Annotated in this window: 23 protein-coding genes and 1 pseudogene; 21 read left to right on the top strand and 3 right to left on the bottom strand. The window is 46.0% G+C overall.

The window, feature by feature from the left end:
* Nucleotides 1–104 precede the first annotated feature (104 nt).
* From AC2VDX_RS18590 to AC2VDX_RS18540, 11 genes and pseudogenes are all read left to right on the top strand, one after another.
* Nucleotides 105–608 carry a DNA recombination-mediator protein A gene (locus tag AC2VDX_RS18590; RefSeq protein ID WP_378176777.1) on the top strand — a complete coding sequence of 168 codons (504 nt, stop codon included), beginning with the start codon at nt 105–107 and terminating at the stop codon, nt 606–608.
* Between the two features lie 63 nt (nt 609–671).
* The gene (locus tag AC2VDX_RS18585; protein WP_378176775.1) at nt 672–1,082 is read left to right on the top strand and encodes an MAPEG family protein; all 411 of its coding nucleotides are present in this window, start codon (nt 672–674) and stop codon (nt 1,080–1,082) included.
* 42 nt (nt 1,083–1,124) lie between these two features.
* Entirely contained in the window at nt 1,125–1,616 is a 492-nt protein-coding gene (locus AC2VDX_RS18580; RefSeq protein WP_378176773.1) for a YajQ family cyclic di-GMP-binding protein, read from the top strand.
* Between the two features lie 483 nt (nt 1,617–2,099).
* Nucleotides 2,100–2,240: a hypothetical protein gene (locus AC2VDX_RS18575; protein ID WP_378176771.1), complete on the top strand. Its 141-nt coding sequence runs from the start codon at nt 2,100–2,102 to the stop codon at nt 2,238–2,240.
* A gap of 538 nt (nt 2,241–2,778) precedes the next feature.
* Nucleotides 2,779–3,138 (top strand): response regulator, encoded by a 360-nt coding sequence (locus tag AC2VDX_RS18570; protein ID WP_378176769.1) that lies wholly within the window; start codon nt 2,779–2,781, stop codon nt 3,136–3,138.
* 81 nt (nt 3,139–3,219) lie between these two features.
* Nucleotides 3,220–3,678: a chemotaxis protein CheW gene (locus tag AC2VDX_RS18565; protein WP_378176767.1), complete on the top strand. Its 459-nt coding sequence runs from the start codon at nt 3,220–3,222 to the stop codon at nt 3,676–3,678.
* Nucleotides 3,679–3,701: 23 nt separating this feature from the next.
* Entirely contained in the window at nt 3,702–8,039 is a 4,338-nt protein-coding gene (locus tag AC2VDX_RS18560; RefSeq protein ID WP_378176765.1) for a PAS domain S-box protein, read from the top strand.
* Between the two features lie 105 nt (nt 8,040–8,144).
* A complete protein-coding gene (locus AC2VDX_RS18555; protein WP_486928221.1) occupies nt 8,145–9,167 on the top strand; it encodes an Hpt domain-containing protein in 1,023 nt (340 codons plus the stop codon).
* A gap of 127 nt (nt 9,168–9,294) precedes the next feature.
* Nucleotides 9,295–9,552, top strand: coding sequence for a hypothetical protein (locus AC2VDX_RS18550; protein WP_378177178.1), 258 nt, complete (start codon nt 9,295–9,297; stop codon nt 9,550–9,552).
* A gap of 4 nt (nt 9,553–9,556) precedes the next feature.
* Nucleotides 9,557–11,407, top strand: a pseudogene (locus tag AC2VDX_RS18545) (hybrid sensor histidine kinase/response regulator); the annotation flags it as partial.
* A 7-nt stretch (nt 11,408–11,414) separates the two neighbouring features.
* Nucleotides 11,415–11,879: a chemotaxis protein CheW gene (locus AC2VDX_RS18540; protein WP_378176761.1), complete on the top strand. Its 465-nt coding sequence runs from the start codon at nt 11,415–11,417 to the stop codon at nt 11,877–11,879.
* Between the two features lie 459 nt (nt 11,880–12,338).
* Here AC2VDX_RS18540 and hemL read toward each other — a convergent pair whose 3' ends face one another.
* Nucleotides 12,339–13,637 carry a glutamate-1-semialdehyde 2,1-aminomutase gene (hemL, locus tag AC2VDX_RS18535; protein ID WP_378177175.1) on the bottom strand — a complete coding sequence of 433 codons (1,299 nt, stop codon included), beginning with the start codon at nt 13,635–13,637 and terminating at the stop codon, nt 12,339–12,341.
* 108 nt (nt 13,638–13,745) lie between these two features.
* On the opposite strand from hemL, the gene AC2VDX_RS18530 reads away from it, so the two are divergent.
* Together AC2VDX_RS18530 and hisIE are read left to right on the top strand one after the other, a co-directional pair.
* The gene (locus tag AC2VDX_RS18530) at nt 13,746–13,973 is read left to right on the top strand and encodes a ChaB family protein (protein WP_378176759.1); all 228 of its coding nucleotides are present in this window, start codon (nt 13,746–13,748) and stop codon (nt 13,971–13,973) included.
* Nucleotides 13,974–14,071: 98 nt separating this feature from the next.
* The gene (gene hisIE, locus AC2VDX_RS18525) at nt 14,072–14,722 is read left to right on the top strand and encodes a bifunctional phosphoribosyl-AMP cyclohydrolase/phosphoribosyl-ATP diphosphatase HisIE (protein WP_378176757.1); all 651 of its coding nucleotides are present in this window, start codon (nt 14,072–14,074) and stop codon (nt 14,720–14,722) included.
* A gap of 37 nt (nt 14,723–14,759) precedes the next feature.
* Here hisIE and AC2VDX_RS18520 read toward each other — a convergent pair whose 3' ends face one another.
* A complete protein-coding gene (locus tag AC2VDX_RS18520; protein ID WP_378176755.1) occupies nt 14,760–16,031 on the bottom strand; it encodes an MFS transporter in 1,272 nt (423 codons plus the stop codon).
* A gap of 256 nt (nt 16,032–16,287) precedes the next feature.
* On the opposite strand from AC2VDX_RS18520, the gene AC2VDX_RS18515 reads away from it, so the two are divergent.
* The 7 genes from AC2VDX_RS18515 (at nt 16,288) to AC2VDX_RS18485 (ending at nt 24,453) form a co-directional block, all read left to right on the top strand.
* Nucleotides 16,288–16,467, top strand: coding sequence for a chlorophyll a/b-binding protein (locus AC2VDX_RS18515; protein WP_378176753.1), 180 nt, complete (start codon nt 16,288–16,290; stop codon nt 16,465–16,467).
* Between the two features lie 190 nt (nt 16,468–16,657).
* Nucleotides 16,658–17,407, top strand: a complete 750-nt coding sequence (locus tag AC2VDX_RS18510) for a sucrose-phosphate phosphatase (RefSeq protein WP_378177172.1) — start codon at nt 16,658–16,660, stop codon at nt 17,405–17,407.
* 28 nt (nt 17,408–17,435) lie between these two features.
* Nucleotides 17,436–18,059: a Holliday junction branch migration protein RuvA gene (ruvA, locus tag AC2VDX_RS18505; protein ID WP_378176751.1), complete on the top strand. Its 624-nt coding sequence runs from the start codon at nt 17,436–17,438 to the stop codon at nt 18,057–18,059.
* A 149-nt stretch (nt 18,060–18,208) separates the two neighbouring features.
* On the top strand, nt 18,209–20,146 hold the full coding sequence (locus AC2VDX_RS18500) for an ArnT family glycosyltransferase (RefSeq protein ID WP_486928220.1): 1,938 nt from the start codon (nt 18,209–18,211) through the stop codon (nt 20,144–20,146).
* 241 nt (nt 20,147–20,387) lie between these two features.
* Nucleotides 20,388–22,040: a M48 family metalloprotease gene (locus AC2VDX_RS18495; protein WP_378176746.1), complete on the top strand. Its 1,653-nt coding sequence runs from the start codon at nt 20,388–20,390 to the stop codon at nt 22,038–22,040.
* A 172-nt stretch (nt 22,041–22,212) separates the two neighbouring features.
* Nucleotides 22,213–22,863, top strand: a complete 651-nt coding sequence (locus AC2VDX_RS18490) for a class I SAM-dependent methyltransferase (RefSeq protein WP_378176744.1) — start codon at nt 22,213–22,215, stop codon at nt 22,861–22,863.
* Nucleotides 22,864–23,130: 267 nt separating this feature from the next.
* The gene (locus tag AC2VDX_RS18485; protein ID WP_378176742.1) at nt 23,131–24,453 is read left to right on the top strand and encodes an alkaline phosphatase PhoX; all 1,323 of its coding nucleotides are present in this window, start codon (nt 23,131–23,133) and stop codon (nt 24,451–24,453) included.
* Nucleotides 24,454–24,498: 45 nt separating this feature from the next.
* On the opposite strand, the gene AC2VDX_RS18480 is transcribed toward AC2VDX_RS18485, so the two are convergent.
* Nucleotides 24,499–25,278 (bottom strand): class I SAM-dependent methyltransferase, encoded by a 780-nt coding sequence (locus AC2VDX_RS18480; protein ID WP_378176740.1) that lies wholly within the window; start codon nt 25,276–25,278, stop codon nt 24,499–24,501.
* A gap of 346 nt (nt 25,279–25,624) precedes the next feature.
* Here AC2VDX_RS18480 and AC2VDX_RS18475 point away from each other — a divergent pair.
* A partial coding sequence (locus AC2VDX_RS18475) for an IS1/IS1595 family N-terminal zinc-binding domain-containing protein (RefSeq protein ID WP_486928223.1) occupies nt 25,625–25,796 on the top strand: 172 nt, incomplete at its 3' end.

Genomic DNA, 25,796 nt, shown 5'->3' with positions numbered 1-25,796 from the left:
CTAACTGATGGAACTGAGAACTGGGCAACTAAGATACGGAAACTCCATCGCTGTTGTCATCCGGGTCTGATAAAATAGCGAGGTTGTTCAGACAGAAATCGTCATTGAGCCAATCCATTGACATTCCTAAGCTTGATGCCTTAGCGCAAGAACTGGCGACTATCCAGCAAACGGGTTCCAAACGGATTGCCCTGCTGGGGTCGCGTCACGTTCCTATCACCCATCAAAATCTAATTGAGATGATGAGCTATGCCTTGGTTTTAACCGGGAATCGACTCATCACCTCTGGTGCCACCGGAACCAATTTAGCCGCCATCCGAGGGGCGATGCGAGCCGATTCTAGCCTGCTGACTGTGATTTTGCCCCAAAGCTTAGAGCGTCAGCCACGGGAATCGCGGGAGCAGCTGGAACAGGTGATGCATTTGGTAGAAAGTCCCGAAAACGACAATTTATCGCTGGCTGAAGCCAGCGCTCTATGCAATCAGGAGATAGTTTCTCGGTGTCAGCAGCTAATCTGTTTTGCGTTTCACGACAGCCACACCCTGCTCAAAACTTGTCAGGATGCGGAAGAACAACGCAAAGTGGTGACTCTGTTCTACTTTGATTAATAAAGACGCGATGCGCTAAGAGCGCTACCGTTTCGCTACCGTTGGCGTCTCTACAATAAAACTATGATCCCAGTATCTGCTATTCTGCTCGACTGCATTGCCGCAGCCGCTGTTCTGATTTATCTCCCCTTTTTGGTGGTAGGTTATGCCCGTGGGACTGTGGGGTATGATACGGCGGCTCCCCGTGCCATGTTTGATAAGCTGCCTCCCTACGGACAACGAGCCGCTTGGGCGCACCAAAACTCGTTTGAAGCATTTATGATATTTGCGGCGGCAGCTTTGATGGCTTATGTGACAGGTGTAGATTCGCCCTTGGCGGCGGGGGCAGCGATCGCCTTCGTTGCTGCCCGGTTATTATACTCCGTTTTTTATATTATCAATGTCCCAATCGCGCGATCGCTAATGTTCGGCATCGGTACCCTGAGCAGTGGCACCTTATTTTTCCTCAGCCTCCTTTCTGCCAATAGCAATTAGCGATTCTTCTAATATCAATTAGCCAACCACTCACGATTCTTTATGGCTTCTACATACTCTTTTGATATTGTCAGCGATTTTGACCGGCAAGAATTGGTCAATGCCGTAGACCAAACCGAGCGGGAAATAAAAAGCCGCTTCGACCTCAAAGACACTAAAACCACCCTCGAATTAGGCGATGAGGTCATTACAATTAGCACCGATAGCGAATTTACCTTAGATGCTGTTCATACCATCCTGCAAATTAAATCCGCTAAGCGCAACCTTAGCTTGAAAATCTTTGATTATGGCAAAGCTGAATCAGCTGGCGGTAATCGCATTCGTCAGGAAATCAAACTGCGTAAAGGCATTAGCCAGGAAATCGCTAAACAAATCACCAAAATAATTCGGGACGAAATTAAAAAAGTGCAAGCCTCAATTCAAGGTGATGCCGTGCGAGTTTCTGCTAAATCTAAAGATGACTTGCAACTGGTAATTCAACGCTTGAAGCAGGAAGATTTTCCAGTTGCTTTGCAATTTAATAACTATCGTTAGACGGTTTTTAAACGCAAATAACGCAGAGGTAAGCGCTGTCGCGCCGCTTCGCTAACGCAAAGGTACACAAAGTTTTGATCGTTCTCTGCGTTTGTGGAGCGGTTAAAAAGTTAAGGTGAACAGTGCCTTTCAGTTAACATCATTCTGAAAACAAAAAGCCTAATTGCTTTGCTAGAAATATCTCAGCAGGAGAATACAGATGAAGTTATTCCTTGCTGTCCTCGGCGCGGTCATCATTGGTTACGTGCTGGGATATAGCAATCCTAAATGATTTGCAAACCCCTGTAGAGACGCGATTAATCGCGTCTCTACGCTAAGGCGAATACTCGCGCACAACTTAAATAGGATTGCTATATTCTGTAAAAATTATCCGTCAAAGTAATGAAGCTTTAGTAGAGCGCTTGGGTCGATACCATCGAAAGCTGAAACCAGGTATCCACTTTATCTTGCCTAGAATCATCACGATTGTCTGCTTAAGTCGTGATGATTTTAGGCGTCCTCAGTATTCGTGTCCTCTGGCGACAGTTACCCGTTCCTCATTCTGGCAAAAGTGGTGGAGTTTATCGCCAGCTTAAGCTGCCTGCTGCGTCTCTCGCACAAACTGTAAAGCATCAAAATTTTTAGAGAACGCGCTTTTCTCTTTAGTTGCATCAAAAAAGTGAATGGGAATTATTTGGAAATCGTAAGATTTGTTTCCAAAAGTCTAAAAAAGGTTACTTTAAATTAAGAAGATTTAAAAATTCGGGTTGGCGAAATCCTGTAATTTTATTTAGTTTTTATAATTTTAAGGATAATAGGCTTATAACTTAATTATAAGCACTAACTAAATGTCATTGGATATTTAACTCATATCTTGCACCATTTTTAAGTCGGTGGTTGCAACCGCGTCCAAACATACAAAACCCGGATGATGCGCGGGTTTAAAACTCTTGATTTGACCTTAGTTCGCGCAGGGAAACTTGGTTTGCATAGCCGCGAATCCTATTCGCACTGGTGGTGCAAGATGTGAGTTTAAGCAACAAAATTTTAACAAGAAAGCTGAAGTTATTGGAGCGGAAACGAACTTTGGTAAGGTTGATTTTCAGTAAAAATACTGAGGCTTTTTGAGCAGGAATGAACTCAGATAGAATCGAGTTGACAATAAACACTTGTGAGGGTTGTGATGTCGAGAATATTAGTAGTCGATGATGTCCCGACTGAACTAGAGATGATTTGCCGAATTTTACAAGAGGCGGGGATGGAAGTGGAGAGAGCGAGTGATGGAGAGGAAGCGATCGCTCGCATCCAGGAGAAACCACCCGACCTGGTGATATTGGATGTGGTTATGCCACGAATGAACGGATTTGAAGTGGTGCGGGAGTTGCGCGAGAACGAAGAAACCAAACACTTACCTGTCGTGTTTTGTACTCAAAAAAATACAGAGATTGACAAAACTTGGGGAATCGAGCTGGGAGCCGATGCTTATGTAAGCAAGCCACTTGAGCCGAAACAGTTTATTAACCTGGTGCGACGCCTCCTCTAAGAATCAAAAATTAAAAATGTAAAATTAAAAATTATAATTACAATTATTCATCAATTTTTAATTTTTAATTTTTAATTAATTATGACTCGCCAATTCGTTCTCTTTGGTCAAGACAAGAGCCTGTTTGCAGTCGAACTAACGGCAGTCAGAGAAGTGCTGGTTTTGGGCGATCAATCTATTACTGCCGTTCCGAATACGCTTCCCTTTTTATTGGGTTTAACCAATCTGCGAGGGGAAATTCTGGCAGTGGCAGATTTTGGTCGGTTCATGGGTGCCGAACCTGTGGAAAGTCACCAAACTCGGAGTCGCATTTTAGTCGTAGAAGCGCCCGATCCGCGCGATATCAATCTCCCGTCGATGCGGATGGGATTAGCAGTTTCTCATGTCGAAGGCGTGCTATCTCTCGATCCCGATCAAATTGTCTCAGCAGCAGAGGTGAGTGAGGAACTGGCTCCTTTTCTGCGAGGCTTATATGACTGTCAGGGGCGTTTACTCATGATTGTGGATGTAGAAGCGATCGCGCATTCAGATCGCTGGTAAATCAATATTGCCGGAGCCATAAGATGGAAAGTTCATATCAGCAGATAGAGGTGCCTCAGTCTAGCGACCTCACCCCATCACTCCAAACTCTTTCTAAAAAAGCCAGTATTGCAGTCATTGCAATCGGCTGTGCGGTCATCCTAGGTTGGATGTTTAACATTCCCGTCCTCAAAAGCCTCTTGCCGGGGCTGGTAACGATGAAAGCGAACGCCGCCGCGTGTTTTATCCTCAGCGGTACATCGTTGTGGTTGTGGCACCGTTATCCCGCTGACGAGTCGAAGCGCCGCTGGGGACAATGGTTTGCCGGGATCGTCCTGGTCATCGGGTTGCTGACGCTGATGCAGTATGTTTTGGGGTGGGACTTCGGCATTGACCAACTTCTGTTCAAGGCGTCGGACACCTTTGGCACCTCATCCCCAGGTCGGATGGCTCCCAATACCGCCTTAAATTTTCTGATGCTGGGTGTGGCTCTACTGCTGTTTCTCGGCCCCTATATCAACTACCAAGCCGCCCAAATTCTTAGCTTAGCGGCATTATCAGTCGCCTTGCTGGGGGTGCTGGGCTACATTTATGGTGTGAAATCTCTTTACGGGATTAGCTCATATACCCAAATGGCCTTGCACGCAGCAGTGGGATTTGCGCTTCTTAGCACCGGCATTCTGTTTGCTCGTCCAGATCGAGGGGTGATGGCAGTTGTCACCAGCCAGAATGCGGGGGGTATGATGGCTCGGCGGATGTCACCGGCTGTACTTGGGATTCCGCCACTTTTAGGTTGGTTAATCTTAGCCGGGTACCGGGCGAAGTCTTTGGAAACCGAGATCGCCATCTCGGTTTTGGGTATCTTGAATATTATTGTTTTTGCCGTTCTGATTTGGTGGAATTCTCGAAACCTGAATGCCATTGATATTAAACGCCAGCGGGCAGAAGCGGAACTTCGCACCCTCAATCAAGAACTCGAACAACGCATCGATGAGCGCACGGCAGAATTAACGGATGCGAATGAAGAACGCGATCGCTTCTTTACCCTCTCCCTTGACCTGCTGTGTATCATCGGATTTGATGGCACCTTCAAGCGCCTCAACCCTTCTTGGGAAAAGACCCTCGGCTTCAAAATAGAGGAACTTTTGGCTCAACCGTTTATCGATTTTGTCCATCCAGATGACCGAGAAGTGACCTTAGCCGAAGCCGAAAAACTGGCTGCTGGTTCAGAGCTGCTATATTTTGAAAATCGCTACAGGTGTAAAGATGGCTCCTACCGATGGTTAGCGTGGACTGCGAACGCTGCCAGTGAAAATCAATTGATGTACTGCATTGCCCGTGACATCACTGAGAGCAAGCAGGCACAAGCAGCGCTCAGGGAAAGTCAAGAACGCCTAGAGGCAGTTCTGGACAACTACACGGCAGTCATCTATCTCAAAGACATGGAAGGTCGTTATATTCTGGTCAACCGCCAGTATGAACTCCTCTTCCACAGAACCAAAGAGCAGGTCATCGGCAAGACCGACTACGATTATTTCTCGAAAGAGATGGCTGACACCTTCCGTGCCAATGACCGCAAGGTACTCGAAACCGGAACTTCCTTAGAACTCGAAGAGGTTGTGCCTCAAGACGACGGACTCCACACCTACCTGTCAGTGAAGTTTCCCTTGAAGAATTCTACAGGAGCTGCTTATGCCCTGTGCGGCATCTCCACCGACATTAGCGAAAGCCTGCGGCACGCTACGCTACGCAAGCAGACAGAAGAAGCATTGCAGCAACAGGTGCAAATGCTGGATTTAGCTAATGACACCATTCTGCTTCGGGATCTCGACGATAAAATTGCCTATTGGAATCAAGGCGCAGAAAGACTGTACGGCTGGAAGAAGGAAGAAACTGTAGGACAATACATCCACACATTTTTGCAAACCGTCTTTCCCCAACCCTTAGAGGAAATCAAAGCCGCGTGTCTGCACGATGGACGTTGGGAAGGAGAACTCATCCACACCAAGCGCGATGGCACACAGATCGTTGTCGCCAGTCGCTGGACATTGCAACGGGAGGAATCCGGTCAGCCTAAAGCGATCCTAGAAATCAACAATGACATTACTGAGCGCAAAGCTGCTGAGGAAGCCATCCGTCAGAGTGAGGAAAGGTATCGCTCATTGATCGTCGCCACCTCGCAGATAGTCTGGACGACAGACGTCCAAGGACAAGTTGTTGATATGCCAACTTGGAGAGCTTTTACAGGTCAAAGCGAGCAACAGGTGAAAGGTTGGGGATGGTTGGACGCCGTGCATCCAGAAGATCGCGATCGCACTGCCCATATCTGGTCTAAAGCCATTGAAACCAAAAGTCTCTACCAGACTGAGTATCGCATCCGAGCCGCTGATGGCAGCTATGGTTACTTCTGGGTTCGCGGTATTCCCGTCTTGGTAGAAGATGGTAGCATCCGCGAGTGGGTTGGCGTCTGTACCGACATCAGCGATCGCAAACAAGCGGAAGCAGAATTACAGCGAACCGCAGCAGATTTGGCGCGTTCCTCTGCGGAACTACGGCAGCAAACCACTATCTTGCAATTGGTACTCAACAGCATGGGCGAGGGAGTCATCGTCGCCGATGAAACCGGAAAGTTTTTACTGTTCAACCCCGCTGCGGAGAAAATGTTCGGCTTGGGTTCAACAGATATCTCCCCCGATCGATGGTCAACGCAATTTGGCTTGTTTTTGCCCGATACCGTGACAGTTTACCCAAACGCAGATTTACCGATGACAAAGGCAATCCGAGGCGAAGCCGTTGACGACGTAGAGATGTTTACTCGTCATCCTGGTATGCCGGAAGGTTTATGGGTAAAAGTTAATGGCAGAACCCTGAAAGACGAAAACGGTGTCCTCAAAGGCGGAGCGATTGTTTGTCGCAACGTCACCAGCGACAAGCAAGCCCAAGAACGCCTGCAACAACTAGCTAAGGAGCAGGAACGCCTGCTGCAAGAACTGAAAAACCGGCAAAATGCCCTTGATGAATCAGCGATTGTCAGCGAAACTGACTTAAAAGGAAACATTACCTATGTCAATGACAAGTTTTGCCAAATCTCTGGATACAGCCGGGAAGAACTAATTGGACAAAACCATCGCATCATCAACTCTAACTATCATCCTAAATCCTTTTTCCAAGACTTCTGGGCTAACATTTCTCGTGGCGGCGTGTGGAAAGGAGAGATCAAAAATAAGCGTAAAGATGGTTCTTTTTATTGGGTTGACACTACAGTTTCCCCCATCTTTGACACCAATGGCAATATTGTCAAATATATCGGGATTCGCTTCGACATTACCCAGCAAAAAGAAGCGGCTGAGCGCCTGATAAAATTAGCAGAAGAGCGAAAAGCAGAGGCAGATTCTTTAACTCAACAAGTCGTCAAGCTTTTGGGTGAAATTAAGGGCGCAGCCAAGGGAGATTTAACTGTTAAAGCTCAAGTCACCAACGACATCTTAGGAGCATTAGCAGACTCTTTCAACTACCTTGTCGCCTCTTTGCGGAAAGTGGTCATTAATATCCAAGATGCAGCCGCACAAGCCAATCAAGCCACAACTGCATCGATTGGTAACACCAACGAACTAGCACAGCAAGCTCGCACCCAAGCCTTGCAAATTGAGTCCACCTTAAAACAACTTGAGCGGATGCTCAACTCGATTAAAGATGTCTCAGATGCTGCAAAACGAGCCGAACAAGTGGCACAGCAAGCTGCTACGACAGCGGAAATGGGAGGACAAGCGGTAGACCGCACGGTTGATGGAATTAATGAACTCCGCCAAACCATTGCCGAAACTTCAAAAATGATGAAACGTTTAGGCGAAGGGTCGCAACAAATTGGCAAAATTGTCACATCTATTTCTCAAATTGCTTCTCAAACAAACTTGCTAGCATTAAATGCGACAATTGAAGCAGCACGCGCCGGAGAACAAGGGCAAGGCTTCGCAGTCGTAGCAGAGGAAGTTCGCAAGCTAGCAGAACGCTCTGCCTCAGCAACCGAAGAAATATCGGAGATTGTGAAAACAATTCAAGATGAAATTAGTCGGGTGATGAGGGCTATGGAATCTGGTACTCAACAAGTTGTTGAAGGAACGCATATTGCCGCAGCCGCTAAGACGAATCTGATTGCGATTATTGAAGTCAGCCGCGAAATTAATGCTTTGGTGCAAAATATTACTCGTGCTGCTCAAAAGCAGACAATTTCGGCAGAAGAAATTGCCGGGAGTGTCAAACAGGTGAGCGCGATTTCTACGAATACTGCCCAAAAAGCAGAAGACGTAACTAATTCGCTTGATGGGTTAGCTGTTGTTGTGAATAAGCTCCAAAGTTCAGTGACAAACTTCCGTTCGCAATGAGCAGTCAGAGATTTTTCATTTCCAGAGGTAGGGGCTTTTTCTGTGCTGTGCCCCTCCCAAAGGGTAATTTTTAGCTAAAGGCTGGCTGCTTTCAAGGAGAAGAATATGAATTCGGATGATTTTAATGAATTAATCGGTATTTTTGTAACCGAAACTCAAGAATTTCTCCAAGCACTAGAAGCCAATCTTTTAGTGATAGAAAGCAGTAGTGAAGTTGAAGCGCGATCGCAAGCTGTTAACAACCTATTTCGAGTTGCCCACTCGATAAAAGGTTCGGCTTTGATGTTTGGTTTTGAAACCTTATCAACAGCGGCTCATTGCTTGGAAGATGGCTTTGCAATTCTGCGCGATCGCGCCGATTTATCCCAAATCAATCCAACGACGATTACCGCTTTACTACAAGGGGTCGATCTCCTGAGAACCATTGCTAACCAAGTCTGTCAGCCGGAAGGCAAAGATAATGTAGAGACGGTGCAGGCAACCTCTTTAGCTGAAGTGGAAGCGATCGCCCAAATTCTAGCCCAGCTAGAAACTCAGTATACCAAACCGACTGCTTCCAGTAATGTTACTCTTAACAGTCGGGCGAACCTGCAAACTATTAAAAAGATTTTTGAACAAGATTTACTTCCCGTTTTCAACCATCTGGAAACGGAACTTTCTCAAGTTAAATCAGAAACTCTAGATCGAACAGTTGCGACTCTCAACCAAATTTATTACCAACTTTCAGGGGTAGCCGGGATGCTGCAACTGTCAGAATTTGGGCAAATTGCTGAGTATTTGAGAGCTTTAATTGATACCCCCCATCTGAGTGTAGAACTTCTCCAAAAACAGGGATGGGAAATTGCCCAAAACTTGCAATCTGCCCGCACTCAGCTATTGCAAGGAGAAGCCATTACTATACAACTCTTGAATAGGACTGAGGAGAAAGGACTGAGGACTGAGGAGAAAGGACTGAGGACTGAGGAGAAAGGACTGAGGACTGAGGAGAAAGGACTGAGGACTGAGGAGAAAGGACTGAGGACTGAGGAGAAAGGACTGAGGACTGAGGAGAAAGGACTGAGGACTGGACTGAGGAACCAGATGTCTCCACTCAAGAAGTACCTAATAGGACTGAGGAGAAAGGACTGAGGACTGAGGAACCAGATGTCTCCACTCAAGAAGTACCTAATAGGACTGAGGGGAAAGGACTCAGGACTGAGGAACCAGCAGTCTCCACTCAAGAAGTACCAGTTGAGGATTCCTCTACACCTTTCTCATCAGCCCTCAGCCCTCAGTCCTCAGCCCTCAGCCCTCAATCCTCAGCCCTCAGTCCTCAGTCCTCAGTCCTCAGCCCTCAGCCCTCAGCCCTCAGCCCTCAGTCCTCAGCCCTCAGCCCTCAGTCCTCAGCCCTCAGCCCTCAACCCTCAGTCCTCAGCCCTCAGTCCTCAGCCCTCAGCCCTCATCCCTCATCTGTTTCTTCCTCCACAGGTTGGCAACGCCCGACGATTCGCGTAGACCTAGAACGCCTAAGTGAATTGGTGAATTTGGTGGGCGAATTAGTGATTAACCGGACAAATTTGGAACTACAAGAAGTTCAACTACGCACTGAAGCGAAACGCATTCGGAAGAGTATTGTAGCTTTAAATCAATTTGGAAGTCAGCTTAGAGAAGAGTATGACCGCCTTAGCACTGAAAATAGCAAAAGCGATCGCGTAAAAACCACAATTGCTTTTACTAAATCTTTGCCTTCGACCTTCGACTTATTGGAATTAGATCAATATACAGAATTTCACTCCACCGCTCAATCTGTTATTGAAACTACCGAAGCGATCGCGCTTTCGGGAACTAAAATTGACGAAATAGCGGTGAAATTTGAACGCAGCACCGATCAACTACGCCGCATCACCGACCAATTGCGATCGCGCGTCATGCAACTGCGGGTCGTCCCCTTTAGTCGGGCGGTCGATCACCTACCCCGCGCTTTGCGGGATCTGTGTCGCCTCCACAACAAAGAAGTCAATCTCCTCCTCCTGGGACGAGACACCACCATTGATGAAAGCCTGCTAGACGCCCTGCGCGACCCCCTAGTGCATCTGGTGCGAAATGCCTTCGATCACGGCATCGAACCACCCCAAGCCCGTCTAGCCGTTGGGAAACCCCCCAGCGGTCAAATCGAAATTGAAGCGTTTCACCAAGGCGGACAAACCATCATTACCATCACCGATGATGGACGGGGAATTGACCCGGAAGCCATCCGCGCCAAAGTCGTGGCAGGTGGCTTTGTAGCAGCCGAACAAGCCAACGAACTGTCGATTGCCGACCTCTACGAATTCCTCTTCTGGCCTGGTTTTAGCACCACCAAAGAGGTAACGGAACTCTCTGGTCGGGGGGTCGGTCTGGATGTGGTTCGCACTAATCTGCGGCAGGTACGGGGGACTGTCAAAGTAGATTCACGACCGGGCAAAGGCACTAGCTTTATCCTGAAGCTACCACTCATGCTGTCGATTAGCGACGCCTTAATGGTCAAGGCAGATCGCAATACGGTGGCAATCCCTCTAGACGCCGTAGAGGAGATTCTCCACATTCAAGGGCATCAGATTCAAATGGCTGGGACGCAAACCATGTTGTGGTGGCGAGAAGAATTTATCCGCCTGGTGCGTTTGCAAGAATTACTCCACTATAGTGTCCCCCATCCCGACGGCCCCTCTCCCGACCCAATTGCCCAGGACTATATCCCGGTAATGGTTTTAGCTGCTAGTGAAGGCGTTCTAGCTGTAGTAGTGGAACGTCTCATTGGTCAACAAGAAGTCGTGGTAAAAGCCCTACCGCTTCCTCTCTCAAAGCCTCGCGGGATCGTTGGTTGCACGATTATGGGAGATGGTCAGGTGGTGACGATTTTAGATGTGGACGATCTAATCGGGCAATTTTATACTCAAAGCGGCACAACAATTTCAGTTGATAATAAATCAGATTTGGGGATGCGGCATGGCACGCCACTACTTGCCCCGACAGGAAGTTCTCAACCCCAAGTTTTGGTCGTCGATGACTCTTACACCATCCGGCAGTTACTCTCGCTGACGCTAATTCGCGCCCGTTACCGAGTCGCGCAAGCCAAAGATGGTCAAGACGCTTTATCTAAATTAGAGGAAGGTTTAAACTGCGATTTAATCATTGCCGATATTGAAATGCCCCGGATGGACGGATTTGAACTACTGCGAAATCTGAAATCTCATCCTCAATGGGTTTCTATTCCCGTTGCCATGTTGACTTCTCGTAGTGGGTTCAAACATCGCCAGATGGCATTAGAGTTAGGAGCGATTCAATACTTTACTAAACCCTACAACGAGGTTCAGTTATTAGAAGCGATCGCTAAATTAATTAAACATTAAAAAACTTATGAATCGCCGATTTCGGGCTAAACCCCTAGTTTCAACTCGTATTTCCAAGCAGAAACTGGTTTCCTTTCAGATGGGAAGCGAACAGTACGCGATCGCAATTGACCGAGTTCAGCGCGTTCTCAAAGCATTTACACCCCACACTGCCCTAACCAATGGTCGCCGGTTAATGGAATATGAACAGGAAGCGATCGCTCTTATCGATCTATCAGCCCTATTTCTAAAATGCCACGAGACAGACTACCACTATCTAATTGTCTGCACCCTCAAGCAAAAAGAAAAATTAGGCATTCCCGTCTCTGAAATGCCAAAAATCTTGGAGGTATCAGAAGACAAATTTGATGAAATTCCAGCTTTTTATCAACACGAAGATTTACCCGCCGCCATTGAAAAAATTATCCACGCACCTGAGGGCAATCTCGTATTTTATCTCAATTTAGATCAACTAGAAATTGGTAATCGGTAATTTCTTGTTCTCCCTAAACGATAGCAATCCTATTTGATTTGTAAACATAGCTTTTTAAACGAACCGTGTTGGGATACGCTCAGCCTCCGCTTTCTTCGCTATAGAGCGCCTAGAAAAGAGAGAAGTTTACAATCCCTGCTCGTATTGCTAAGTAGGCGAAATTAATTATTTGTAGTAGTGGTTAGCGATAGCGTAACCCATGCAGGTGTTGGGTTTCCTACGTCAACCCAACCTACGAAAATCTATAGAGGCGAAGAAAAGAGAGACGTTCACAATCCCTGCTTGTATTGCTATAGATAACTCCCCTCTCATCCAACCCCCAAGAAATCAATTTCCTGGCTAATCGCAAAAGTCGGATAAATCCGACTCAAATTCAAATTCCTTAGTCCGTTTTAACGGACTTAAGCTATTAGCCAGGAACTTAAGTTCCTGGCGGGATGACAGCGTGGCGCGACTAACTTACAGACCAGACATCACTTCTCGCGCTGCTGCCAAAGTGCGGTCAATATCTTCATCTGTGTGCGCCAGAGAAGTAAATCCAGCCTCAAACTGAGAAGGTGCCAAATACACGCCCCGCTCTAACATTCCGCGATGGAAGCGGCCAAACTTGTTTGAGTCAGACTTTTTAGCATCTTCGTAATTATGGACTGGCCCTTGAGTGAAGAACAAGCCAAACATAGCGCTGATGCTACCACCGCAAGCCGCATGACCTGTTTCCTTAGCAATTTGCAGCAACCCATCACTGAGCTTTTTGGTCATCTTGTCTAACTGTTCGTAGCTGCCTGATTTTTGCAGCAACTCCAGCGTTTTGATTCCGGCAGTCATCGCCAGAGGATTCCCCGAAAGCGTCCCGGCTTGATATACTGGCCCTGCTGGAGCAATCATCGACATAATATCTTTGCGTCCACCGTAAGCACCCACCGGCAAGCCACCGCCGATTACCTTGCCCAGAGTTGTTAAGTCAGGCGTGATGCCAAATCTCTCCTGTGCCCCACCGTAGGCAATTCGGAAGCCAGTCATCACTTCGTCAAATACGAGTAACGCGCCATTGTCTTGCGTAATCATTCGCAAGCCTTCCAGGAAACCGGCGTCAGGCGTAATAAAGCCAGCATTGCCCACCACTGGCTCTAGAATCACCCCAGCAATCTGGTCGGGGTTTTCGGCAAATAAAGCTTTGACGGCTTCCAGGTCATTGTAGGGGGCGGTGAGCGTGTTGCTGGTTGTTGTCTTGGGAACGCCTGGAGAATCCGGCAAGCCGAGGGTGGCGACGCCGGAACCGGCTTTCACCAGAAACATATCGGCGTGACCGTGATAGCAGCCTTCAAATTTAATTAACTTGTCGCGTCCGGTGAAAGCTCGCATCAGGCGCAGAACTGCCATACAAGCTTCGGTTCCGGAGTTGACAAAGCGCACCATTTCAATGCTGGGAACGGCGTCAATCACCATCTCTGCCAGCACATTTTCTAACACGGAGGGGGCACCAAAGCTGGTGCCTTTTTCCAGGGCTGCGTGCAGGGCACTAATCACTTCTGGATGGGCATGACCGCAAATCGCGGGTCCCCAGGTGCCAACGTAGTCGATATATTGGTTGCCATCGACATCCCAGATATAGGCACCTTTGACGCGGTCAAAGACGATGGGTTGTCCTCCTACCGATTTAAACGCCCGTACTGGTGAACTGACGCCTCCTGGCATCAAATTTTGAGCAGCGGCGAATATTTCTTCTGACTTGGTGGTTTTCAAATTTGTGGAAGTAATCAATGTTATCTCCTGCGTTTGATGATAAAATCTCTGCCTCAAGATAGGCGAAAGCGGCGATCGCAGAGATTATGCTGTTCAATTATCCTACTGAGGGCAATGCCCATCATGTCCTACCAAACGAATCAGGATTTACCTGTAAGTGTTCGCTCTCGCCTCTCGGAGGCAGCCCAGGAGTTATATCGGGCAGCATTCAACTCTGCGGTTCAATGGTACGGAGAGGAATCCAAGGCTCACGAGGTTGCCCTCCGCGCCGTTAGAAGTCAATCAGCCAGCCTAAATAGTATCTTTGGCAAATGCCTGGAACCGCTTCTTGCGACCTCTTATTTACTTTAGCGAACAACCCGGACGAATATCTGAGGCATCTGAACGGGTGCTGAGCAGTTGGCAGTGGCGGAGTGATATCTTGTACAAGTGACTCATTTGTACTGAAAATGCCAGCTGCTGAACCCTCTGCTTTAAGCAAATCCATCCCCATCGATCGAATCCACTATAACGAGCAGGGACTGGTGCCAGCGATCGCGCAAGATTATCTGGATGGCACGGTCTTGATGATGGCTTGGATGAACCGGGAGTCGTTACAGAAAACGCTGGAAACGGGACAAGCTTGGTATTGGAGCCGTTCTCGTGGGGAGTTATGGCATAAAGGTGCGACTTCGGGGCACTTACAAAATGTGCGAAGTCTCCGCTATGACTGCGATAGCGATGCGCTGCTGGTTAGTGTGGAACAGGTGGGAGAAATTGCCTGTCACACCGGAGAACGCAGCTGTTTTCATCAAGTAGATGGGGAAAAAGCGCCGCCTCCAGCAGATACCTTGTCGGATCTGTTTGCGACGATTTGCGATCGCCGCGACAACCCAACTGAAAGTTCCTACACCTGCAATTTATTTGCTGGTGGGGATAATAAGATTTTGAAAAAAATTGGCGAAGAGTCCGCTGAAGTGGTAATGGCTTGCAAGGATGACGACAAGGAAGCGATCGCGGGTGAGGTTGCTGACTTGTTCTATCACACTTTGGTTGCTTTAGCTCACCATCACGTCGATGTCAGAGACGTTTATCGCAAGTTGCAGGAAAGACGGCGGTAAAGAGTTTTAAACGCTCTCGGTACGCAAAGTCTTTGCGTTACTTTGCGTTACTCTCTGCGTTCTTTGCGTTTAAAATCCGATTCAAGTATTGCAAAATCGCAATTGTGATGGCTACGCTTAACGCTAAGCCCAGCCAGAAACTATGCGCCACGACTGGCGGTTGATCTAATGCCCAGCCACCCAAGGGAGGGCCAATAAAATAGCCAGCCGCCCAGCAGAGGGAGTTAATTGAAAAGTATACACCCCGCTGCGATTCGGGGGCTAAGTCTGTAATCAGGGAAGATGCAGAAGGCATATAAGAGACGGTAGCAATAGCAAATACTCCCATTGCTAAAATTGCCCACAATAGCTGGTTAGATTCAGCTACTCCTGTAAACCAAATTAAGCTAAATCCTAACCCCCAAAATAAGGCGGAAATGCACAAAGCGTAGGGATGAGTAAAGCGTTTTAGGATTCTCACTACTGGCAGTTGTAAGACAATGGCTAAGACAAGGTGCCAGGTAAATAAGGCGCTAATTGTTGTGGGTGAAAAACCTTTCCCAGACTCTCCTACGGGGATGAAATTGCTAAAGTACAGCGGCATTGTACTTTGGGTTTGAGAGATATACGTGGTGAAGATAATATTAACTAGGCAAAAAATCAACAGATAGCGATCGCGCAGTGCAATTGCCCAACTGGTTAATGCTTGTTGTTCGCGTTTTCCTGGTTTGTAAGTTTCGGCGATCGCTGCATACACTACCCCAAAGAATACTACAAACGAAATCGCATCAATCACAAATAATGCCCGATAAGCACCCGTTGTGCCAATCAATACGCCTGCAAAAACAATTCCTAGTCCCAAACCGAGACTATCTGCCAGTCGCGTTATCGCGTAAGCTTCTTTAAGTTGCTCTCCTTGGGTCAAATCTGCTACCACTGCTTCCGTGGCAGGCCAATACAAACCTAATCCCAATCCCATCAGCAAGTTACCGACTACTAAGGTGGAAAAATTGCTAGTAGCAGCTAACACTAGGGAAGCAACCGCTGAAATAGCCGCTGACAATAATAGGGTGCGGCGGCGTCCCCAAAATTGGGAATCGCAAAAAGAACCTCCGACAATATGTCCCAGTGCTTTAGAAATAGCACCACTTCCCAAAGCAAAACCTACCTGGATTGCTGATAATCCGACTTGGTTGACAAAAAATATGGGCGCATAAAACAACGTGAAGCCGGTGCCAATTCCAGAGAGAAATCGACCGATGGCAAGAATCCAGACTTGAGGATTTAGCTGCGGAATCCAGAAATGCGTGAGTTGGCGGAAAAATTTCATGGGATCGGGGAAAATTAGCGGTCTGCTATGAAGGCAATGCGGTGAACGTACTTGTGGGATATCGACTTAAATAGGGGAATTGCTTAAATTGAGCAGAATCGGTTTTTCTCAGGTGATAAAGATAGTGAAGGCTAAGGCGCGATCGCTCTCAAGCTCTAACCTCAGATAGAGAACACCCCAGCTTCTTGTCGTTACATTTGGTTACATAAGCTAAACATTGCTTAACAAACGTAGCGATAAACCCGGAGTTTCCACCATGCAAGAGACACAGAAAGTAACCCCTCCCGTCATGGACGATCGTAACGCTTGGAGATACGGCTTCACTCCCCAAGCTGAAATTTGGAACGGGCGTCTAGCTATGATCGGCTTTTTAGCCGCCACTCTGATTGAAATCTTCTCAGGTCAAGGCTTCCTGCACTTCTGGGGTCTGATTTAGAATTAATTCCCTTGCATTTCCGGCATCATGTCACCTCAAGTAATCAGCCTGGGAGTTATCAAAACGCTCCCAGGTTTTTTTATCTTCAATTGTCGCTAAGTAGTGTGGGTGAGCGATCGCTTCCCATCACGACTGATAAACTCCCATATAAGAAAATAATCCAGTAGCCAAATCCCAAGCAATGAGCAAAGTGAAGCCATTTCTATTCGTGACCGATTTAGACAATACCTTAGTAGGCGATGACGACGCCCTAGAAGAACTCAAGCGCCACCTGAGCCAGCATCGGCAACAATACGGGACAAAGATTGTTTATGTGACAGGTCGTTCCCCCACCCTCTACCAAGAACTGAAGACCAAACAGCATCTGTTAGAGCCAGATGTCTTGGTGCTGTCTGTTGGAACGGAAATTTACCGAGATGGCAGCGATACTCCAGATCCAGCCTGGGTAAAACAACTTTCTCACAACTGGGATCGTAACTTGATCGTCGCCACAACCGCTCATTTTTCTGACCTAGTTCCCCAACCGCCATCAGAACAACGCCCCTTTAAAGTTAGCTACTTCCTCTGTGAAGAAGCCGCCGTTGAAGTTCTCCCTCAGCTAGAAGATTTGTTGGAAGAACGCCAGCTAGATGTCAAGTTGATATATAGCAGTGGCAAAGACTTGGACATCTTACCTCGCGACGGCAATAAAGGAACTGCAACCGCGTTTCTGCGGCAGCAATTTCAGATACCTCCAGAACAAACCGTTGTTTGTGGTGATTCTGGCAACGATGTATCTTTCTTTCAGTCCGGCGAGGAACGAGGAATTATTGTCGGGAATGCCCAGCCAGAACTGCTAAAGTGGCATTACGCCAATCCTTCTGTCAATCGCTATTTAGCAAAAGCTGATTGCGCTGGAGGTATTCTAGAAGGTTTGAAGCATTTCGGCTTTTTAGAATGAACTTATCCTACATCCTCAACATCTTTGCATGATCGGCTATCTCAAAGGCACGGTAGCTGGCATCCAGAAAAGCACCGCCAATCGCGTCATCCTGATTCTGGAAGTCAATCAGATTGGGTACGAACTGCATATCCCACCACGCCTGGAGGCTGAGCTACCGGCGGCGGGAGAAACGGTGCAAGTTTTTACACACCAACAAGTTCGGGAAGATCAAGTCCTCCTGTATGGCTTTGCCTCCGCTGCTGAGCGGGATTTATTCCGCGCCTTAGTTAGTGTCAGCGGCATTGGTGCCAGAGGCGCGATCGCCCTCTTAGACACCTTAGGGCTGTCAGATTTAGTCCAGGCAATCGTTACTGGCAACACCCGCACCTTAGCGAAAACTCCTGGCATCGGCAGCAAAACCGCCGAACGTCTGGCGCTGGAACTGAAAACTAAACTGGCAGAGTGGCGACACTCGGCAGGGGTTACTAGCACCGCAGCTAGCCCTTCCGCTGCCATTTTAGAAGATGTGGAGATGACGCTACTGGCCTTGGGATATAGCAATAGTGAAGTGGCACAGGCGATCGCTGTCGTCAGACAGGATGCCTTGTTGGCGAAAAGCCCGAATGCGGAAGATTGGATTAGAGGCGCGATCGCTTGGTTGAGTCATTGACAGCCTCTCAGCGCGATCGTCAGGCTTGGTACAAAGCCGCGACTTCCTGTTGTCGGATATCTGAGGATTGAATTCGAGGCGCGATCGCTTGGTTGAGCTAGTAGTACACTTATTATAGAATTGCTATCTAACGCTTGCTGTAAACAGGAGTGACAGATGTGTTTGTATTTTTGCCTATAGTTTCATTTATTCTTCTAGTTATAATTTTCAAAAAACATAATGGCTGGCGCAGTTCTTTATTAGCAGCATCTGTTGTCTGGGGATTTTTATTAACAGGTATTACTGAAATATTCAGTTTATTTAAATTAATTACATTTAGTGGTTTGTTTGCAGGATGGTTATTCACAAGTATTGGATTAATTTTTATTTATATTTGGGTTAGTAAAAAAACAAGAAACATTACAAATTTAAACAAAAATACTAAGACACAACAGCTTCCGAAAATACCGCTTTTCTTGTTTTTTTTGCTAGGCAGTGTAGCTTTTATCGCTGCTACAGTTGGTTTAATTGCCTTGATAGCACCGCCCAACAATTGGGATTCTATGTCCTATCACATGGCGAGGGTCGTTCATTGGATTCAAAATCATAGCGTTTCTCATTATCCAACGAGCTATTTGCCACAGCTATACCAAAACCCTTGGGCAGAATTTACAATCATGCATTTTCAGGTTTTAAGCGGTAGCGATCGCTTTGCCAACCTTGTTCAATGGTTCAGCATGGTTGGAAGCATTATTGGGGTATCGCTAATTGCCAAGCAACTTGGAGCAGATTTGCGGGGTCAAATTTTTTCTGCCGTCGTTGCTGCAACTCTTCCGATGGGTATTCTCCAAGGCTCAAGCACCCAAAATGATTATGCAGTCACTTTTTGGTTGCTTTGTTTTGTTTACTATGTACTGTTGACGGTTAGAAACAAAAATAATCTAAATAATATATTCTTCATTGGAGCTAGCTTGGGGCTAGCTATTTTTACAAAGGGAACGGGATATATTTACGCATTTCCGTTTTGCCTTTGGTTTTTTGTATCTACCTTAAAATTTTATAAGTGGCAATCTTGGAAACCATTTTTGCTGGTTTTCTTTCTAGTATTTATTATTAATGTTGGTCATTATATGAGAAACATTGAAATATTTGGCTGGCCTTTTTTTGTACCTCCGGAATATAAGATGGAGGGGTTTAGCATTTTAACATTTATTTCAAATGTAATTAAAAATATAGGATTACACATGGCTATACCCCTGGATATAGTCAACAACGATTTAATAGAAAGAACAATCCGTTTAATCCACACAATTTTAGGTGTAGATATAAATGATCCTCGGACGACTTCTTCTCCAGAAATAGAATTTAGTATTCAAGGAGTAGCAACCTTTGAAGACAGTGCGGGTAATCCAATTCACTTTTTTCTTATAGTATTTACTATTGCTCTTTTCATAACTAGGCGTAGTTTGAGAAGACAGCGGTATCTTGTAGGTTATCTTGTCGCTGTCGTAGGTAGTTTTTTGCTATTTTGTTTGCTGATAAAATGGCAACCCTGGCAAAGTCGCCTTCATCTGTCTATTTTTCTACTTTTTTCTGCATTTAGTGGAGTAGTGCTGTCTGACAGATTGCATCATAAAATTGCCAATTATATTGCTGTTTTTATTATAGTGTCATCGCTTCTATGGGTTTTTTACAATGAATCTAGACCGATAATAGCCGATAGAAATATATTTAATACTAGCAGAATAGAACAATACTTCTCAAACCGAATAGACATTAAAGATTCTTATGTGGAAGCAGTCAATCAGATAAAATCTAAAGGTTGTAGAAATATTGGCTTATATTTGCGAACAGACGCTTGGGAATACCCGTTTTGGGTAATTTTTCATAAAACTAACACCCAACCAATTCATCTTGAACATATTAACGTTAAAAATGTATCAGCGAAAACATTAAATTTATATCCTTATAACAACTTCATTCCTTGTGCTATTCTTGCTGTGGATTTTGGGCGCACTCAAGAGATTGTTACCAAAAATGGGATTTATGTTAAAGAGTGGTCATCGGTAAATTCAAGAGATCCAGTTATTGTTTTGCTTAGGCAATAGAGGGGTCATTTAAAGAAAAGGTCAATAGCACTCACCAGACTGACACTGAACACGATCTAATTTAATTTAATTTATTTTGCGCCCTAGTCAGCGGCATTGGTGCCAGAGGCGCGATCGTCTCTCTAAAATAAGTCTGTGTAGAATGGCAGAACCCGCCTCTGAGTTCCTATAGTCGCAGAGAGATAGGTTGGGTAAACTCTAAACATAATATAGAAAAATAGAGTTCCCATCTTCCTCTGCCATGAAACTTGTCTGGAATTCCTTGGCTTTTGCGCTGGTACTTTGGTCAACTTCTCCCGCAGCAGTGCTAGCGGAACCTGCATCTCCTCCCACGGTAATCGTGACTCCCGTTCCCAAGAAGACGGAAACGACAACGCCGACTGAAAACACGGACACGGAGAAAGTCCAACCATCTGCTGAAGAAACCAAACCAGAACCCAGTCCGGAAGCAAGTGAAAAGCCGGATACCAAACCAGAATCCGATACAGATAAGGCGGAGGAGGAAAATCCGACTCCAGAAGAAATTGCTCGACAAGAGAAAATAATTGAAGCGGACAAGCTTTATTTAGGAGGACAATTCGCCGCAGCAGAAAAGCTGTACCGCGAAGCAAAAGCTCCCTTTTCTGATGCAACCGAGAAAACTGAGCGAAAAGAACCAATAACTGACGCCGACAAGTTAGCGCCAGCGGGTAGGGTGTATTGGCGCGAGGCTCAGGCGGGTTTAGAACAAAAACTGGAAAGCAAAATTTTCGTACCGCTGCAATTTTTAGTAGAGCAGTATCCTGAATTTATTCCCGGTCACGTTCAGTATGCAAAAGCGCTGCGGGATTACAATCAGGTAGAAAAATCTTTACAGGTTTTAGAACGAGCAAGCACTCTTTACCCCGCCGAACCGATGTTGCTCAAAGCAAAAATTGCAGCATACAGCCAAAATAAAAAGTGGTTGGAAGCTTCGCTGTCAGCACGTCAATTTGCGTTGCTAAATCCCAATCATCCGGAGGCTAAAGAGTTTGAAATACTGGCACAAGAGAATCTGAAACGTTATCAATCGCATTTACGCGCCGAGTTGAGAGGGAATGCGATCGCTAATGCGATTACGGGTGCTTTAAGCTATGCCTTCACCGGCAGTTTGTTTGGCCCTCTGACTGCCGTCGAAAGCGCTGCACTGATGCTGCGGGGAGAATCTGCGGTTGGTCAATCAGTGGCAAAACAAGCAAAACGCCAACTGCCACTGGTTGAAGATGAAGAGGTGTTGAATTACGTTCGGGAGATTGGAAATAAATTAGCAACGGTAGCGGGACGCCAAGATTTTGAGTATGAATTTTATGTGGTTCTAGATGACGATCTCAATGCTTTTGCTCTACCAGGAGGCAAGATTTTTGTCAATGCGGGAGCGATCGCTCGCACCCATTCTGAGGCAGAATTAGCCGGTTTACTCGCTCATGAATTATCTCATGCTGTCCTATCTCATGGGTTTCAATTAGTAACGCAAGGAAATCTTACGGCTAGCGTCACCGAATTTATTCCCTACGCGGGAGGTACTGTCACTAATCTCATCGTTTTTGACTATAGTCGCGACATGGAACGTCAGGCGGATATTCTCGGAACTCGCATTCTTAGTTCTACCGGCTATGCGGCGGATGGGATGCGGAATCTGATGGTGACGCTAAACAAGCAAGATCGCGATCGCCCGATCTTCACTTGGCTTTCCACGCACCCGATCACTGATGAGCGGACTCGCTATTTAGAAAGTTTAATTCAGAGTAACGGCTACAACCGCTATGCCTATGAAGGAGTAGCGCGGCACAACGAAATTAAGGCAAAAGTGAAAAAAATTCTAGACGAGGCGAAGAAGAAGGAAAAAGAACGCAAGCGAAAGCGCGATCGCAATTAACAATTAAGTAGGTAGACATCATTAAACTCGCGCATCTGATGTAGGGAATGGTTGAGGAACGAAACCCAACATTGACAAGGGTTTAATGGGTTACTCTCCCTTGAAGGCTAAAGCCTACACTTATACTCTAACCATCCTACAAATATTAGATCCCTCTACTTAGCTATTAGCCATGCAACGAATATTAGAACCCGAAGTCATGGACAGTTTGGAAGAAGCTGTTGAATATGACGCAATGGACTTTACAGAAATAAACGGGGCATTTGCTCAACGGGCAATTGAGCTAGGAACAACAAATGCAACTGTTCTGGATGCCGGAACCGGAACCGCTCGAATTCCTATCTTAATTGCACAGCAATGCCCTGAATGGCAAATTCTCGGCATCGATATGGCAGAATCAATGCTGCAAATTGGCAGAGAAAATGTAGAAAAAGCTGGGTTGCAAAAACAAATTATTCTGGAATTTGTTGATGCCAAGAAGTTACCTTATCAAGATGGACAATTTGATCTGGTAATTTCTAATAGCCTGTTTCACCACCTACCCAATCCACTGCCATTCTTGCAAGAACTGAAACGAGTGCTAAAGCCGCAGGGTGCTATTCTCATCCGAGATTTAATTCGTCCTCGTAGCGAGGAAATAATGAATAATTTGGTGGAAAGTATCGGTACAGAGTACAACAAACACCAAAAGATGTTATTCCGCGACTCTCTCCACGCTGCGTTTACCTTGGATGAAGTGCAGGACTTCGTGCAACAAGCTGGCTTGGAGGGTGTTACAGTTTATCGATCGAGCGATCGCCATTGGACAGCCGAACGAGCATGAGTTGAGTTTCCCTGAAGACAATTCTTCAGCCTTATTTTCTGCCATTAATCTTGAAGATGAATAAGTATTTTAACGCAAAGGTACGCTAAGGTAAACGCAAAGGTTCGCAGAGGATTATTAGCGTAATTGTACGTTAATAATTTTTTAGGAAACCTGTGCAAGTAATAATATTTTCTGAATAAAAAATTAACCGAGTGTTAATCAAAGCTTTGCCGAAGGTTGATGAACGCGGATTAAGCTGTTCTACGCATAAACGCGGAGAACACCATGTCTTTATCACGGCGGCAATTCTTCACCCTAGCAGGCACCAGTGCTGCGGGTGTTGTTTTAATGTCCCCTCTAGAAGCTCTCTATAACAAAGCAGCCAGGGGTCAATTAGTGAGTGGGGGAGGTTATGGCCCGCTGATTCCAGATTCCAACGGTTTATTAGATTTACCAAAGGGATTTCAATATCGCGCCTTCTCGCGCACCGGAGACATCATGAACGATGGCAATCCAGTGCCGGGTGGTCACGATGGTATGGGTGCTTTCCCCGGTCCCAATAACACAACTATCTTAGTTCGCAATCACGAATTAAGTCCGAATTCCACCACCCAAGTTGCCGGACTCAAATACGATAATCTCTGTAAAGGTGGCACAACAACCCTGATTGTAGGGCCGAATCGCCAACTGCAAAATCATTTTGCTTCCCTAGCAGGAACCTACCGCAACTGTGCAGGTGGGACGACTCCTTGGGGTTCGTGGATTAGCTCTGAAGAAAATACCTCGACTCCCGCTACAAACGATCCAGTTAATACGACGGGCAATGTCGAGAAACGTCACGGTTATAACTTTGAAGTTCCGGCGAATGCAAAAAGAAATGTGGTTCCTGTGCCTCTGAAAGCAATGGGGCGTTTTAACCACGAAGCAGTTGCAGTTGATCCCAAAACTGGGATTGTTTATGAAACTGAAGATAAAGGAGATAGTCTCTTCTATCGTTTCATTCCAAATCAACCGGGCAATCTTGTGGCAGGCGGTGTTTTGGAAGCTCTGAAAATTAAAGGAATGCCCCAGGCAATTACTAAAACTAATTTCCCGGTGCGTCAACCAAAAGCAGTTGAATGGGTTCGCATCGACAATCCCGATCCTGATACGGATACTGTCCGCGTCGAAGGCTTTGGTAAAGGAGCAGCCCAATTTTCACGCGGGGAAGGAATCTGGTACGGCAGCGGTGAATTTTACTTTTGCTGCACGAATGGTGGTGCTGCTAAACTAGGTCAAGTTTGGCGCTACGTTCCTGGGAAAACTGCACAAGAAGGCGGCACTCTTGAACTATTTGTTGAACCAAACAATGTAAATGTATTAGATAGTCCTGATAACATTGTTGTGGCTCCTTTTGGCGATTTGATCCTCTGTGAAGATGGCGACGACGAGCAATTTGTAGTCGGGGTGACTCCAAAGGGCGAACTCTACCAATTTGCTCGGAATGCTATCAATGATAATGAGTTCGCTGGTGCCTGTTTTTCACCTGATGGTAACACCATGTTTGTGAATATCCAAACTCCTGGCATTACTTTTGCTGTCTGGGGACCTTGGGCGAAAGGAAAATAATTAGTAATTGTTGTAGAGACGCGAAATTTCACGTCTCTACAACAATTACCAATTATCTGCAAGGTAAACATTCGTACAATAGACTAAATACACATAGCCGCCCTCATGACAAGCGCTGGCATACAATTCCTGCAAATCTGTCACAAGTTGCTGGTATGCCAACCCTTCTTTGGGGATGTACGATACACTATTTGTCCTGCCAATTAGTCCCTCTAAATCTAACTGTTGCCGGTACTCAAAAGTATGGCAGCGGACATCCGGAAAATGCGGACTGGTTAGCAGTGAAGCGACTGAAACCATCCGCTTTTCTGCTGGATGATTGTTTGATGCAATCTCAACTAAGCGGCTATAATTTGTTGTGAATTCATCGTTTTGATCGCGATCGTTCCACACCACCGCTAGTCGTCCGCTTGGCTTGAGAATGCGGCGAAATTCCAGCAACGTTGGTTCGGGATTAAACCAATGGAAAGATTGGAAGCAAGTTACTAAATCAACGGATGTGTCGGGTAAATTCGTTGCTTCTGCTGTCCCGTCACGAAACTCTACCAGCGAATGCGGTGATGCAGCTTCTCTCATCGCCGCGTTTGGTTCGATAGCGATCGCATTCACTCCACGTTGGGCTAACAAACGCGAGGAAATTCCCGTACCTGCACCCATATCTGCGGCTACCAGTTGCGACGGATTCCCCAATCCTTCTAAAATAATATCAATAGCGGCGTCTGGGTAGTTCGGTCGGTACTTGGCGTAATCTTCTGCTCGATTGGAAAATCGATTCAGTGGATTCATTGCGTGTAGCGGTGTGTCTTTTGAGTTAGTTTCTTTCATCAGTTTCACCCACTAATAAATTTAGACTATTTCCGGTATAAGCTAGGAAAAAACCATGAAAGCTTCTTTTTCTAAAATCTTCCTAGTTTATTTTTTCCTCTAAAAGGTCTGATTACTAATAAGAGAGCGAGCCTTTTTTTTGGGTGTTACGATTAGCAAAAGTTATTTGACAAAATTTCGACTCTTTATTAAAATATTTTAAGCTGGGGCATTGCTGTACATAAAAATAACTTTTTATAAACTTAATTAAACTTCTATATAAGAAATCTGGCGTTGCTGAATTAGGGTATGATAAAGCGAGCGAGCGTGCGAGCGCCAAAAAAAACACTCATTAAGATGCAATATTATGCAATGCCCTGAATGTCAGTCAACTCATATTAATAAAAATGGTCAGAAAAAAGGCAAACAGAATTATATCTGTGTCAGATGTAAGAGACAATTTATAGATGATTATCAAGCTCAAAAAGGCTACTCAGAAGAAGTTAAACGTGAATGTCTAAAAATGTATGTTAATGGTA

This window comes from Coleofasciculus sp. H7-1, from assembly GCF_057473865.1.
The sequence above is the reverse complement of the archived record's forward strand: the minus strand, read 5'-3'. Positions and strand labels throughout refer to the sequence as shown.

Excerpts from the sequence above, each read along its gene's own strand:
- AC2VDX_RS18480 (WP_378176740.1), bottom strand. The coding sequence starts at position 25,278 with ATGAAAGAAACTAACTCAAAAGACACACCGCTACACGCAATGAATCCA.
- hisIE (WP_378176757.1), top strand. The coding sequence starts at position 14,072 with ATGCCAGCTGCTGAACCCTCTGCTTTAAGCAAATCCATCCCCATCGAT.
- ruvA (WP_378176751.1), top strand. The coding sequence starts at position 17,436 with ATGATCGGCTATCTCAAAGGCACGGTAGCTGGCATCCAGAAAAGCACC.
- AC2VDX_RS18580 (WP_378176773.1), top strand. The coding sequence starts at position 1,125 with ATGGCTTCTACATACTCTTTTGATATTGTCAGCGATTTTGACCGGCAA.
- AC2VDX_RS18570 (WP_378176769.1), top strand. The coding sequence starts at position 2,779 with ATGTCGAGAATATTAGTAGTCGATGATGTCCCGACTGAACTAGAGATG.
- AC2VDX_RS18490 (WP_378176744.1), top strand. The coding sequence starts at position 22,213 with ATGCAACGAATATTAGAACCCGAAGTCATGGACAGTTTGGAAGAAGCT.
- AC2VDX_RS18565 (WP_378176767.1), top strand. The coding sequence starts at position 3,220 with ATGACTCGCCAATTCGTTCTCTTTGGTCAAGACAAGAGCCTGTTTGCA.
- AC2VDX_RS18585 (WP_378176775.1), top strand. The coding sequence starts at position 672 with ATGATCCCAGTATCTGCTATTCTGCTCGACTGCATTGCCGCAGCCGCT.
- AC2VDX_RS18495 (WP_378176746.1), top strand. The coding sequence starts at position 20,388 with ATGAAACTTGTCTGGAATTCCTTGGCTTTTGCGCTGGTACTTTGGTCA.
- AC2VDX_RS18560 (WP_378176765.1), top strand. The coding sequence starts at position 3,702 with ATGGAAAGTTCATATCAGCAGATAGAGGTGCCTCAGTCTAGCGACCTC.
- AC2VDX_RS18485 (WP_378176742.1), top strand. The coding sequence starts at position 23,131 with ATGTCTTTATCACGGCGGCAATTCTTCACCCTAGCAGGCACCAGTGCT.
- AC2VDX_RS18540 (WP_378176761.1), top strand. The coding sequence starts at position 11,415 with ATGAATCGCCGATTTCGGGCTAAACCCCTAGTTTCAACTCGTATTTCC.
- AC2VDX_RS18575 (WP_378176771.1), top strand. The coding sequence starts at position 2,100 with ATGATTTTAGGCGTCCTCAGTATTCGTGTCCTCTGGCGACAGTTACCC.
- AC2VDX_RS18530 (WP_378176759.1), top strand. The coding sequence starts at position 13,746 with ATGTCCTACCAAACGAATCAGGATTTACCTGTAAGTGTTCGCTCTCGC.
- AC2VDX_RS18515 (WP_378176753.1), top strand. The coding sequence starts at position 16,288 with ATGCAAGAGACACAGAAAGTAACCCCTCCCGTCATGGACGATCGTAAC.
- AC2VDX_RS18520 (WP_378176755.1), bottom strand. The coding sequence starts at position 16,031 with ATGAAATTTTTCCGCCAACTCACGCATTTCTGGATTCCGCAGCTAAAT.
- AC2VDX_RS18555 (WP_486928221.1), top strand. The coding sequence starts at position 8,145 with ATGAATTCGGATGATTTTAATGAATTAATCGGTATTTTTGTAACCGAA.